The following is a 12,329-nucleotide window of genomic DNA, read 5'->3' as shown; positions in this document are numbered from 1 at the left end:
AAGGACTACTAATCAAGAAATAGAATTTTCATGATAGGCAAAATAACGTTTGGTTATGAGCGCACCCCTCCTCGATCCGGAGCTGTTGAAAGCTTTCGTGGCGGTGGCCGACAGCCGCTCCTTTACCCGCGCCGCTAGCCAGCTTAACCGGACCCAGTCGGCCGTAAGCATGCAGATCAAGCGCCTCGAGGAACGCCTTGGCGTGGAGCTGTTCAACCGCACCAAAGCCAATGTCGACCTGAGTTCCGCGGGCGAAGGGCTGCTCGGATACGCGCGGCGCATCCTGACGCTGAACGACGAGGCCGTCGGCAAGCTGCGGGAGCGCAAGATTGAAGGTGTTGTGCGTCTGGGCGTGATGGACGACTACGGCACCTTGATCGTTCCGCCCTTGCTGGCAAGCTTCGTCGCCTGTTATCCGCTGGTCCACATCGAGATGGAGACAGGACTCACCTCTTCCATGCCCTCGCGCCTCGGCAATGCCTATGACCTCGTCATTGCGATGCACCCGGAGGGAAGTGGCGAAGGTGAATTCCTGCGGCGCGAACAGGCTGCGTGGGCAACCGGCGCATTTCACCCTGTCGAGCAGCAGAGCCCGCTGCCGCTTGCGCTTTATCCGCAGGGCTGCCTGTTCCGAAAATGGGCGATCGAGGCGCTCGATGCCGTCAAGCGACCGTGGCGGTTGGCTTTCGTCAGCCAAAGCCTTGCCGCCGTCGAGTCGGTTGCGGCGCAGGGGCTTGCGGTGACTGTCGTAAAGGCAGGAACATTTCCACCGAAGCTGCGCCCGCTGTCGGAGCGCGACGGCATGCCGCGACTACCGGCTGCGGACATTTGCCTGCATCGCACCGCGAATCTGTCACAGGCGGGCGCGCTACTCGCAAATCACTTGCGCGCCACCATCTCCAACCATCTAGATGAAATCTCGGTGAGGCGCGCAACCCGCGACGCCATCCCGATCGCCTTCAACTGAGCGGGATCACGTGAATATCTCATTGTATGCTATCTCGGTCTGGGTGCTCCCACTCCTCATCGCCATCACGTTTCACGAGGCCGCGCACGCCTTTGTGGCATACAAGCTCGGTGATAATACCGCTTGGCAACTCGGCCGGGTCAGCTTCAACCCTTTCAAGCATATCGATCCCTTCGGGACCGTGATTCTGCCGGGCGTGCTGCTGCTGGCGCACTCTCCGTTCCTGTTCGGCTACGCCAAGCCGGTCCCAGTGAATTTCCGGAACCTTAACCATCCGCGGCTCGACATGGTCTGGGTGGCGCTGGCCGGCCCCGCCACCAACATCATCCTGGCGACGATCGTGGCGTTTGCCTTCCACGCTCTGCCTTTGGTGCCGGCAGACGCCGCCAAATGGACGGCGGACAACCTCAAAAATGCTTTCCTGATCAATATCGTGCTGGCGATCTTCAACATGATGCCGATCCCGCCGCTGGACGGTGGCCGGGTGGCCGTCGGGCTGCTGCCGCGGGTGCTGGCTTACCCGCTGTCGCGGCTGGAACCCTACGGGATGCTGATCCTGCTCGGCCTTTTGATCCTGCTTCCCGTCGTCGGCACGCAGCTCGGCCTAAATCTTGATGTTATTTCGTCGATACTTCGGACACTGACCGGATATGTGATCAGCGCGCTTCTCTTCATCACCGGCAACGCTTAAACTTCAGATAGAAACAGGACGCAGGGAAGAACCGACTCCGGGCCATGGCGACAAAAGCTGCCGATATGTTGATTGCACGCCGCGCCGATACGCGCGCGAGAGCAGATTTTGCAACCTGGAAAATGCTGGCCAAGCTCAACGGGTTTTCCGCCCTGCCCGCCGAGGCACAGAGCTTTCTTGAAGGCTACCGGCAGTTATTGGCAAGGATGACCGAGGCGGACGCCTCCGAGGCCACCATCCAGCTCATGTACAAGAGCTATTATGCCGAGATGGGCGGGTCTGGAACGCCACCCGAAATTCCCTCGCGCGCGAGCGAGCCGGCCGCCGATACCGGCAACGTCACCGCGTTCCGACGGCCGCCCCCGCGGCCGAAGCCAGCCGCATCCGGCCCGGCGACAAAACCACGGCTTCCGGTGGCGCTGATCTTTGCGTGCCTCGCCGTGGTCTACGTCAGCATTCGCTACTTCTGGCGCTGACGCGGACTTCTTCCCGCACCGGCTGAATCTACAAACCGTCGCGTCATGGCCACGCCGCGTAGGAAGGGCCGCTGCGCGCATGCTCCAGACGAATCTGGCGGCGATAGTTTCCCGGTGACGCGCCGCGGTACTTGCGGAAGAAGCGATTGAAATAGGCCGGATCGCGGAAACCCAGACCGTATCCGATCTGCTCGACAGGAAGGTCGAGTTGCTGCAGCCGCATACAGGCTTCGCGAACCAGCCGCTCGTGGATAATCGCGCGCGGGCCGCAGCTCTTCTCGCGCTGGCAATGGGCGTGCAGCTTGTCGGAGGTGACGCCAAGCGCGTCCGCATAGCGCGCCACCGGCCAGCCGTCGCGATAATGCAGCTCGACCATTTGCAGGAAATTGCCGACCAGTGCCGGACCGCCGCCACGCGCCGCCACCTCGTGACGCTCATCATGCGAGGCGCTGAGCCGCCAGAGCTGCAAACACAGCAGCAGCAAATGCGAGGATATCAGCGTCGCGCCGCCAAAGCCCGGCGTGCGCAGCTCCGCCACGATGGCGCGGCATGATTCAGCGATCGTGTCGAGAGTTGGCGGAAGCGCCTCGCCGGCGATCAATGCAACACGCTCGGTGGTCCTGCGCAGATGCAGCGCCTCGGCATTGCCGGCGACGATCTTGATCAGGAAATCATCGTCTACCGACAACAGGAGCCCGTGCGCGCCGGGCCCCACGTTCACCGTTGCATCAATGCTGCCCGGCAGCCAAAGCAGCGCCGGCGCTTCAAGCGCCACGCCGGTCCCGTGCCATGACGCATGACCACGATCCGATTGCAGCAGCAACAGATGCGCCCGGCGCCCGGATTTCTGACGGATCACCCACGACCGCGCCGCCAGCGATGCCGAAAACGCCTCCGCACGCACCGCCAGCGCGATGCCGACCGGCAGTCCGTTCAGCCCTGGTGATACCGACATGCGCCCGTCTCCTGAGACAATCCGCCGCCAGTAAACCGACGGATTTGCCAGAAAAGTACAATCTTTCCCCGGTTTCGTCCAATTCCAAGCGCCCCGCGACCTCCCCTAACGTCAGGACGATCATGAGCGCCAGTTCAATGGCGCCGCGAGATGCACCCCGGGGAGGACAAACATGACGACATTCCTGACGCGACGTACGGCACTGCTCGTGGCCGCCGCCTGCGCCGCCACGCTCGGCCTGGCCGCCGTCGCGCAAGCCCAAACCTCGATCAAGATCGGCTACGCCATTTCGCGCACCGGCCCGAACACCGGCGGCGCGGCTGTCACCACGATCCCCAACTACGAATTGTGGGTGAAGGAAGTGAATGCCGCCGGTGGCATCAAGCTCGGCGACAAGCGCGTCCCGATCGAGGTCGTGCAGTACGACGACCGCTCCAACGCCGAAGAGGCCGTGCGCGCACTGGAGCGGCTGATCAATCAGGACAAGGTCGATTTCATCCTGCCGCCATGGGGCACCGGCCTCAATCTGGCGGTTGGCCCGACGCTCAATCGCGAAGGCTATCCGCACCTCGCCGCAACGGCCGTGACCGACCGCGCGCCGGAACTCGCAAAACGCTGGCCCAACAGCTTCTGGATGCTCGGCACCAGCGCGGATGCCGCCAAGACGCTGGTCGAATTGCTGTCCAAGCTGCGCGACGAAAAGAAGATCGGCGACACGGTAGCGATGGTCAGCATTGCTGATGGCTTCGGCATCGATCTGTCGAGCGCGGCACGGCCGGCGCTTACCAATGCGAAGTTCAAGCTGGCCTACGACAAGAGCTATCCGATCGGCACGCAGGATCTCGCCCCGATCGTCAACGAGATAAAGGCGCTCAATCCGGATGTCTTCATCGCCTTCAGCTATCCGCCGGATACGCTGGCGCTGACCGAGCAATCGCGTATCACCGGCTTCAATCCGAAAATATTCTATACCGGCGTCGGCACCGCCTTCCCGCTCTATCGCCAGAAATTCGGCAAGAACACCGAGGGCGTGATGGGCATCGGCGGCTGGAGCGGCGACAGCCCGGCGATCAAGGACTATCTCGCCCGCCACAAGGCCTCCGCCGCCAACGGCGCCGAGCCGGATCGCTGGGCCAGCGCGGTCACCTATGCCAGCCTGCAGATGCTGCAGCAGGCGATCGAACGCGTCGGCAAGATCGACCGTGCCGCTGTTATCAAGGACCTGCAGACCGGCTCGTTCGATACCGTGATCGGCAAGGTCAAGCTCGAGAACAACATGCCGACCCGCTACTGGTGGGTTGGCCAGTGGCAGGATGGCGAGTTCTACGGCATCGCGCCGGCGGGGAACGAGGGTGCGCGCACCGCGATCGTACCGAAGCCGGCGTGGGTGGCACCGTAAACTTCACACCAACGCGGCCGGTCTCGACATGACGAACGCTATCCTGACCGGCCTGATGCTGGGCGGCATGTATGCGCTCATCGCCATGGGGCTCACGCTCCAGTACGGCGTTGCGCGCATCATGAACCTCTCCTACGGCGAGTTTCTGATCGCGGCTGCCTTTGCATCGCACTGGCTGTTCACGGGCTGGGCGATCAGTCCCTTTGTCGGACTGGCGCTGGTCGTCCCCCTCGCCTTCGTGTTGAACTTTGCGATCTACAAATTGCTGCTGACGCCGCTGGTGCGCCGCGCGCCTAACCGCGACGCGCTCGAGGTCGACAGCATTCTCGCGACCTTCGGGCTCACCTTCGTCATTCAGGGCTCGATGCTCGCGCTGTTCGGTGGGGCCTATTACAGCTATTCCTTCCTCGCCTTCCCGGTGCAGTTTGTCGGCGAGACCGTGGCGGCCAACCGCCTCGCCGCGCTCGGCATCACCATCCTGCTTGGCCTCGCGCTCTATCTGGCGCTGACACGAACCCGCGCCGGCACGGCGGTGCGCGCCGTCGCCGTCGATCCCTTTGCCGCCCAGCTTGTCGCGATCAACGTGCCGCAAGCTTCCGCACTCACGTTTGCATTGGGTGGCGCGTTGGTGGCCGCGGCCGGCGTGCTGGTCAGCACGTTCCTCACCTTCAGCGCGTCATCGGGTGTGGTCTTCACCATGAAGGCGTTGATCGTCGTCGTGATGGGCGGCGTCGGCAACATGCTGGGCTGCCTGGTTGCGGGCCTGGCACTTGGTCTCAGCGAGGCGCTGGTTGCCTCCTATGTCGATCCCGGCCTCACGCTCGCCGTCAACTTCGCCCTGTTCCTCGCCGTGCTGCTGGTGAAGCCCGCTGGCCTGTTTGGCAGGGCGACACGATGACCGCGCGAACCGCAGGCCTTGGCGCCCTCGCCCTGGCGGCCTTTGTGTTGCTGGCCTTCGTGCCGCGTCTTGGCAACGCCTATTACCTCGCGCTCGCCATCAGCCTCTTGCAGTACACCGTGCTGGCGACGGCCTGGGGCATGTTCTCAGGGCCAACGCGCTACGTCTCGCTGGCAACGACCGCCTTCTTCGGTGTCGGCGCCTATACCGTCGCCGTGCTCGGCGAGATCTTGCCCTGGCCGCTGGTGCTGCTGATCGCAGCGGCCCTCGGCGCCATCCTGGCTGCCATTGTCGGGCTCTCGACGCTACGGCTGAGCGGCGTCTACTTCGTCATCTTCACGTTCGGGCTAACCGAACTAATCCGCCAGCTCGTGGTCTGGTTCGAGGTCAACAAATCGCGCGTGCTCGGGCGCTATGTCTTCGTCGACATCACGCAGGCCGATATTTACTGGCAGCTGCTGGCGCTGACCGCCGCCGTGTTCCTGCTGGGCTGGCTGATCGCGCGCTCGCGCTTAGGCTTTGCGCTGCGCGTGATCGGCGAAGATGAGACCGTCGCAAAACATTGCGGGATCAATACCACCTTCGCCAAGGTCGCGCTGTTCACGATCAGCGCCACGGTCATGACGCTGGTCGGCGCGATCATGGCGCCGCGATGGACCTATATCGAACCATCGATCGCCTTCAATTCGATGATCTCGTTTCAGGTGCTGATCATGGCGCTGCTCGGCGGCGCGCACCGGCTGTGGGGACCAGTGCTCGGCGCCGTGCCGCTGACGCTGCTGTTCGAACTTCTGAGCGCGCGCTTTCCGAACACGTTCACGATCATCCTCGGCTGCATCTTCCTGTTGATCGTCTACATGCTGCCGCGGGGCGTCGCGGGATTGTTCGAGAAGCTGGCAGCGGCGCCGGGCGGAAAAACCACGCAACGGGTGGCCGCATGAGCCGCGAAAGCGGAACACCGGTGCTCGAAGTCGGCGGCCTGCGGCGCGCGTTCGGCGGGCTGGTCGCGGTCAACGACCTCGGCTTTGCGGTCGGGCAAGGTGATATCATGGGCCTGCTCGGCCCCAACGGGTCCGGCAAGACGACGGCGCTCAATTTGATGTCGGGCGTGCTGCGTCCCGATGCCGGCACCATCCGCCTGATGGGCCGGGACATCGCGGGCCTTGCCTCGTACCGGATCGCGCGGCTTGGCCTGGCGCGGACATTTCAGCTCGTCCGCGTGCTCGACGGTATGGATTGCCGGGAGAACATCAGGGCGGGTCTGGCGTTCCAGAAGCCGCATCTGCCAGCCGCTGAGGCCGAAAGGCGGATCGACACGCTCCTTGATCGCGTCGGGCTTGCCGGGCACGACCGGCGGCCGGCGGCTGACCTCACCTATATCGACCGCAAGCGCCTGGAGCTTGCACGCGCCCTCGCCGCCAAGCCGCGGCTGCTGCTGCTCGACGAATGGCTCGCGGGCTTAAATCCGTCCGAACTCATGATCGGCATCGACTTGATCCGGTCGTTGAAGGCTGATGGCATCACCATCGTGCTGGTCGAGCATGTGATGAATGCGGTGCGCGCGCTGTGCGATCGCTGTGTGGTGATGAGCAGCGGCCGCAAGATCGCCGAAGGCGCAACCGCTGATGTTCTGAGCGATGCGGCCGTCGTGAAGGCCTATCTCGGCGGGGTGGCTGCCGATGCTTGAGGTCAGAAATCTCAGCCTGGCCTATGGCCAGCATCGCGCGCTCGACGGCGTCGCACTTAACGTCGGGCGCGGCGAGATCGTGACGATCCTCGGCGCCAACGGCGCGGGCAAGACCTCGCTGCTGAAAGCCATCGCGGGCGTCGTGCGAACGCTTCCTGGCAAGCAAGTGAGCCTCGGCGGCCGCGATATCTCGGCACTCCCGGCACATGAGATTGTCGAAAGCGGACTTGCGCTGGTGCCCGAAGGGCGCGGCATCTTCGGTGACCTGACGGTGAAGGAAAATCTCCTGCTCGGCGCCAACCCGAAGCGCGCCCGTGACGGCGAAGCCGCCCGGCGCGAACAGGTGCTCGGGCTGTTTCCGCGCCTGCGCGAACGCGCCGCCCAGATCGCGCGCACCATGAGCGGCGGCGAACAGCAGATGCTCGCGATCGGCCGTGCGCTGATGTCCAATCCGGATATCCTTTTGCTCGACGAGCCGTCGCTCGGGCTTTCGCCCGCGATGGTGCAGGAGTTGTTCGCAACCCTGCGAAGGGTGCGCGAGGCCGGCGTGGGACTTCTGCTCGTGGAACAGAACGCGCAAGAGAGCCTGCGGATCGCCGACCGCGGCTATGTGCTCGAAAACGGCATCATCGTCGGGCACGGCACCGCCGATCATCTGAAATCCGATCCCGCCGTCCAGCGCGCCTATCTCGGCGGCCCAGCGCCCGCCGCCGCACCATCATCGTAGCGCCACGCCAAAGGAGAAAGCCATGTACGAAATCACACTGCTGCTCGAGAGCAAGGATGTCCCGGCGTCGAACGGCGCGACGTTCGATCGGCTCAACCCGGTCACGGGCGACATCGCAAGCCGCGCCGCTGCGGCCCAGATCGCGGATGCGAAGCGCGCGGCCGATACCGCCGCAGCCGCCTTCCCGGCATGGTCCGCCACCGGCCCGAATGCCCGGCGCGCGATCCTGCTGAAGGCCGCCGATCTTCTGGCGTCGAAGGCCCCGCAATTCATCGAACTGATGGCAGCCGAAACCGGGGCGACCGCCGGCTGGGCCGGCTTCAACGTTCACCTCGCCGCCGGCATGCTGCGCGAGGCCGCCGCCATGACCACGCAGATTTCGGGCGAGGTCATCCCCTCGGACAAGCCGGGCTGCATCGCGATGGCGGTGCGCCAGCCCGCGGGCGTGGTGCTGAGCATGGCGCCCTGGAACGCACCGGTCATTCTCGGCGTCCGCGCCATCGCGCTGCCGCTCGCCTGCGGCAACACCGTGGTGCTGAAGGCCTCCGAAATCTGCCCGGGCACGCACCGGCTGATCGCCGAATGCCTGCGCGACGCCGGCCTGCCGCCGGGCGTCCTCAATGTCATCACCAATGCGCCGGAAGACGCCCCTGCCCTGATCGAAATGCTGATCGGCCATCCCGCCGTCCGCCGGGTCAATTTCACCGGCTCGACGCGAGTCGGCCGCATCATCGCGCAGGTCGCAGCGAAATATCTCAAGCCGGCGCTGCTCGAACTCGGCGGCAAGGCACCGATGATCGTGCTCGACGATGCCGACATCGATGCAGCGGTGGCCGCGGCTGCGTTCGGCGCCTTCATGAACCAGGGCCAGATCTGCATGTCGACCGAGCGCCTTGTCGTCGACGAGAAGACTGCCGACGCCTTCGTGACAAAACTTGCGGCGAAGGCCGGATCGCTGGTCGCCGGCGATCCGCGCAAGGGCAATGCGCCGCTGGGATCCTTGATCGGCACCGATGCCGCGGCCCGCATCCAGGCCCTGATCAACGACGCCGTCAGCAAGGGCGCCAAGGTGGTCGCGGGCGGACGCAGCGAGGGCACGCTGATGTCGGCAACTGTCATCGACGGCGTCAACTCGTCGATGCGCATCTACGGCGAGGAGTCGTTCGGGCCGGTGGTCTGCGTCGTGCGCGTCAACGGTGTGGACGAAGCCGTGCGTGTCGCCAATGACACCGAATACGGGCTATCAGCCGCCGTATTCGGACGCGACATCGCCCGCGCTTTCGAGGTCGCCAAGCGGATCGATTCCGGCATCTGCCATGTCAACGGCCCCACCGTTCACGACGAGGCGCAAATGCCGTTCGGCGGCGTCAAGGCGTCGGGCTATGGCCGCTTCGGCGGCAAGGCCGGCATTGCCGAATTCACGGAGCTGCGCTGGATCACGATCGAGACCGGACCACAGCATTATCCAATCTAGACCAAACCTGTAGCCCGGGCGAGCGAAGCGACCCCGGGAACAGCGGTGACAAACAAACGGCTATTTTATCTGGCTAGCACCGCCCCCGGATGTCGCTGCGCTCATCCGGGCTACGGCTCCAGGACAAGGCGCGGGCGTCAGCTCTTGGTCTTGACGCGGAAGATCACCGGCAGGGTGAAGGTCAGGCCTTCGTCGGCGATGACAGGCGGCGGCATCGGCACCGGATCGGAGCGCCGCACCATCGCCAGCGCCGCTTCGTCGAAGGCCGGATCGCCCGAGCCCTTTTCGATATCGGTCGAGAGCACGTGGCCCATCCGATTGAGCGTGAAGCGAATCTGGATCTCGGCGGATTTTTGCTGCCGTTCCTTAGGATAGCGCTTGTGCTTGTCGAGATGCGCGACCAGCTCCTTCTGCCAGGTCGCGCGCGCACGTCGGGCGCTCTCGCCGGTGCCAATCACCGGCGCAACGGAACGCTGTCCTTCCGGCATTTCCTCGGAACTCGGCGTCGCGGTGGCTTCGGCCGCAATCGACTCGGTGGATGCCTGCGTCTGCACCGCCGCGATCTTCGGATCGTCCTCTTTGGGCTTTTTCGACTCGTTCTCCGTCACCACCCGGTCGGCCTCTTCGGGCTCCGTCGGCTTGTCCTGCGGCAGGTCGGTTTCCTTCACCTCTGCCTGTTGCTCGGCGAGTTGGGGCGACGCTGCCGAAGCATCGGTGTCCGGACCCGGCGGCAGGTCGGTCACCTCACGGCGCACGGCGGCCATTTCGAGTCCGATCTCGATCGCCGTTGCGCCGAGCGCGTCATCGGCTTCCTCGGTCTGCAAATGCGCAATCGCCAGCGCCGCGCCGCCGACGTGAAGCGCGAGCGCGATCACTGCGGCAGAAATCCAGAGCCGCCGGGATGGCTTTTGCTCGTCGAGACCGGTCAAGGTTTTGCCGGCGCCGCTGCTTGCGACGCCGCTCCATCTGGAACGCCTTCGAGCGCCACCAGCTTGAGCTTGGAATAGCCGCCGGCGCGCAGGATTTCGAGAACGTCCATCAATTCGCCATAGGGCACCGCGCGATCGGCGCGCAGGAAGATGTGGCGCTCCTTGCTTGCGTCTGGCATCGCATCGAGCGAGCGCACCAGGTCGACGCGCTTGACCATATTTTCCCCGATCGCAACCGAGAGATCCGGCTTGATGCTGACATAGGTCGGCTTGTCCGGCTTCTTCTGCGGGGTCGCGGTCGAGGTCGGCAAATCGATCGGCAAGTCGACGGTCGATAGCGGCGCCGCGACCATGAAGATGATCAGCAGAACGAGAATGACATCGATGAATGGCGTGACGTTGATCTCGTGCGATTCCGCAAAATCGCTGTCGTCATCGACGTCGGTGTCTGCGAGCGACGCGCCCATCGCCTACTCCGCTGCTCCGCGGGAGCGCTGCCCGCCGCTGACATGGGTACGGTCGAGATCGCGCGACAATAGCCGCCCCGCGGCGCCTGACGCGCGGTTGACCAGTTCAAGGTAGCCTTTGGTAACGCGCGAGAAGTGATTGTAGATGATGACGGCGGGGATTGCCGCGACCAGGCCGATGGCGGTGGCCAGCAACGCTTCGGCGATGCCGGGCGCCACCACGGCGAGGTTCGTGGTCTGCGATTTAGAAATGCCGATGAAGCTGTTCATGATGCCCCAGACGGTGCCGAACAGTCCGACGAAGGGCGACGTCGCGCCGATGGTTGCCAACAGGCCCATGCCGAGCCGGACCCGACGCGCCTCGGCGCGCACGATTTCGGCGAAACTGGAAGCGGCGCGCTCCTTGATGCCGGCGTCGCTCGATATGCCCGCCGACAGCCGCGCCTCGCGCATCGCCGCCGCAAGGAAGGACGCCAGCACACTGCCCTTGGCGCCCAGCGCGAATTGCGCTTCCGCCAGCGACCGCGCGTCGGCGATCTTGGCCAACGCCGAGCGTACCTTGCGCTGAACGACCGCCAGCTCGAGCATCTTGGCGATGAAGATGGTCCAGGTCACCAGCGACGCAAAGGCAAGGCCGATCATGACCGCCTTGACCACCACGTCGGCCGACTTGAACATCGTCCAGGGCGACAATTCCTTGAGTTCGGCGGTGGCGGCCTTCAGCAATTTGGCCTCGCGCTCCGCCGGCGTGGCGACGGCATCCGAAGGCGCAGCCGCTGCTGGGGGCAGCGCAGCTGGAGGCTGCGACACAGCGGGCGCCTGCTGGGCCACAGGCGCGGACGGCGATGCAGGAGTGGCATTCTGCTGGGCCGACGACGGCGCCGCCAGCGACAGCATCGCCAGCGCGGAGATCACCGCAAATGTCATCACGCGAGATCGAGATAGAAACATGTTCTTCATACTTCGGCCCAGTAGCGGATCAGGTTGTGATAGATACCGGTCAATTTGACCGTTTCAGGGTCGTCTCGCCCCAGCCGCTCTACAAGGGCCTGGATCGCAGTATCGAGATCGAAGATCAGGCTGCGGGCGTGAGCATCCCGTACCATGCTCTGCAGCCAGAAAAAAGATGCCACACGCATACCTCGTGTGACCGGCGTGACCAGATGCAAACTAGAAGCAGGATAAAGCACGAGGTCCCCGGCCGCGAGTTTGATTTCCTGGGAACCATAGAGATCTTCAACCACCAGCTCGCCCCCATCATACTCGTCCGGCTCCGACAGAAACAGCGTCACCGACAGGTCGGTCCGGATCCGCTGGCCGGTGAGACGATCTCCCCTCACCGCGTTGTCGACATGGAGGCCGAAATGGTGCCCGCCGGAGGCCACGTAGCGATTAAATAGCGGCGGAAAGATCTGCAGCGGGATCGCCGCCGATATGAATCTCGGACTGGCGGTGAGCGCCGAAAGCACGCGATTGCCGAGCGTGCGCGCGACATCGCTGTCCGGCGGAAGCTGCTCGTTCCTCTTCACCAGCGCGGATTGGGCGCCGGCGGTAGAGCGGCCGTCCTCCCAGCTGGAAGTGTCCATGATGCGGCGGAAATCCGCCACATCATCCTTGCACAGCACATTGGGGATGCAGATCAGCATTCCACCTGCATCC

Annotated in this window: 14 protein-coding genes; 9 read left to right on the top strand and 5 right to left on the bottom strand. The window is 64.4% G+C overall.

The genetic code is table 11. From position 1 onward, the window contains the following. The first annotated feature begins 55 nt into the window (after nucleotides 1-55). Genes KIP88_RS07450 through KIP88_RS07440 form a run of 3 tightly spaced genes read left to right on the top strand, consistent with a single transcriptional unit; the run spans nucleotide 56 to nucleotide 2,134 of the window. Entirely contained in the window at nucleotides 56-967 is a 912-nt protein-coding gene (locus tag KIP88_RS07450; protein ID WP_214487192.1) for a LysR family transcriptional regulator, read from the top strand. A gap of 10 nt (nucleotides 968-977) precedes the next feature. After that, entirely contained in the window at nucleotides 978-1,658 is a 681-nt protein-coding gene (locus tag KIP88_RS07445) for a site-2 protease family protein (protein WP_214487191.1), read from the top strand. Between the two features lie 44 nt (nucleotides 1,659-1,702). Continuing rightward, nucleotides 1,703-2,134, top strand: coding sequence for a hypothetical protein (locus KIP88_RS07440; RefSeq protein ID WP_249790572.1), 432 nt, complete (start codon nucleotides 1,703-1,705; stop codon nucleotides 2,132-2,134). Nucleotides 2,135-2,177: 43 nt separating this feature from the next. Here KIP88_RS07440 and KIP88_RS07435 read toward each other — a convergent pair whose 3' ends face one another. Beyond that, nucleotides 2,178-3,089 carry a helix-turn-helix domain-containing protein gene (locus tag KIP88_RS07435; RefSeq protein WP_214487190.1) on the bottom strand — a complete coding sequence of 304 codons (912 nt, stop codon included), beginning with the start codon at nucleotides 3,087-3,089 and terminating at the stop codon, nucleotides 2,178-2,180. A 172-nt stretch (nucleotides 3,090-3,261) separates the two neighbouring features. Here KIP88_RS07435 and KIP88_RS07430 point away from each other — a divergent pair, with 172 nt between their 5' ends. From KIP88_RS07430 to KIP88_RS07405, 6 genes are read left to right on the top strand one after another with little or no spacing between them, the layout of a single operon-like run. After that, nucleotides 3,262-4,488, top strand: coding sequence for an amino acid ABC transporter substrate-binding protein (locus tag KIP88_RS07430; protein ID WP_214487189.1), 1,227 nt, complete (start codon nucleotides 3,262-3,264; stop codon nucleotides 4,486-4,488). Nucleotides 4,489-4,516: 28 nt separating this feature from the next. Further along, entirely contained in the window at nucleotides 4,517-5,386 is an 870-nt protein-coding gene (locus KIP88_RS07425; RefSeq protein WP_249790571.1) for a branched-chain amino acid ABC transporter permease, read from the top strand. Continuing rightward, nucleotides 5,383-6,327, top strand: coding sequence for a branched-chain amino acid ABC transporter permease (locus KIP88_RS07420; protein WP_214487188.1), 945 nt, complete (start codon nucleotides 5,383-5,385; stop codon nucleotides 6,325-6,327). Before KIP88_RS07425 ends, KIP88_RS07420 begins: the two co-directional genes overlap by 4 nt. Next, entirely contained in the window at nucleotides 6,324-7,073 is a 750-nt protein-coding gene (locus KIP88_RS07415; RefSeq protein WP_214487187.1) for an ABC transporter ATP-binding protein, read from the top strand. Before KIP88_RS07420 ends, KIP88_RS07415 begins: the two co-directional genes overlap by 4 nt. After that, the gene (locus KIP88_RS07410; RefSeq protein WP_214487186.1) at nucleotides 7,066-7,800 is read left to right on the top strand and encodes an ABC transporter ATP-binding protein; all 735 of its coding nucleotides are present in this window, start codon (nucleotides 7,066-7,068) and stop codon (nucleotides 7,798-7,800) included. The genes KIP88_RS07415 and KIP88_RS07410 overlap by 8 nt, the downstream gene beginning before the upstream one ends. A 22-nt stretch (nucleotides 7,801-7,822) precedes the next feature. Beyond that, complete coding sequence (locus KIP88_RS07405) at nucleotides 7,823-9,274, top strand: aldehyde dehydrogenase (protein WP_214487185.1); 1,452 nt, start codon at nucleotides 7,823-7,825, stop codon at nucleotides 9,272-9,274. Between the two features lie 137 nt (nucleotides 9,275-9,411). On the opposite strand, the gene KIP88_RS07400 is transcribed toward KIP88_RS07405, so the two are convergent. Genes KIP88_RS07400 through KIP88_RS07385 form a run of 4 tightly spaced genes read right to left on the bottom strand, consistent with a single transcriptional unit; the run spans nucleotide 9,412 to nucleotide 12,316 of the window. Further along, nucleotides 9,412-10,203, bottom strand: a complete 792-nt coding sequence (locus KIP88_RS07400) for an energy transducer TonB (protein WP_214487184.1) — start codon at nucleotides 10,201-10,203, stop codon at nucleotides 9,412-9,414. Next, the gene (gene exbD / locus KIP88_RS07395; protein WP_214487183.1) at nucleotides 10,200-10,670 is read right to left on the bottom strand and encodes a TonB system transport protein ExbD; all 471 of its coding nucleotides are present in this window, start codon (nucleotides 10,668-10,670) and stop codon (nucleotides 10,200-10,202) included. The genes KIP88_RS07400 and exbD overlap by 4 nt, the downstream gene beginning before the upstream one ends. Before the next feature lie 3 nt (nucleotides 10,671-10,673). Further along, entirely contained in the window at nucleotides 10,674-11,597 is a 924-nt protein-coding gene (exbB, locus tag KIP88_RS07390; RefSeq protein ID WP_249790570.1) for a tonB-system energizer ExbB, read from the bottom strand. A 29-nt stretch (nucleotides 11,598-11,626) separates the two neighbouring features. Continuing rightward, nucleotides 11,627-12,316, bottom strand: coding sequence for a Fe2+-dependent dioxygenase (locus KIP88_RS07385; RefSeq protein ID WP_214487182.1), 690 nt, complete (start codon nucleotides 12,314-12,316; stop codon nucleotides 11,627-11,629). Nucleotides 12,317-12,329: the final 13 nt, after the last annotated feature.

Source organism: Bradyrhizobium sp. SRL28 (assembly GCF_018596315.1).
Lineage (GTDB): Bacteria > Pseudomonadota > Alphaproteobacteria > Rhizobiales > Xanthobacteraceae > Bradyrhizobium.
This window is presented reverse-complemented; position numbering and strand designations above follow the sequence as displayed.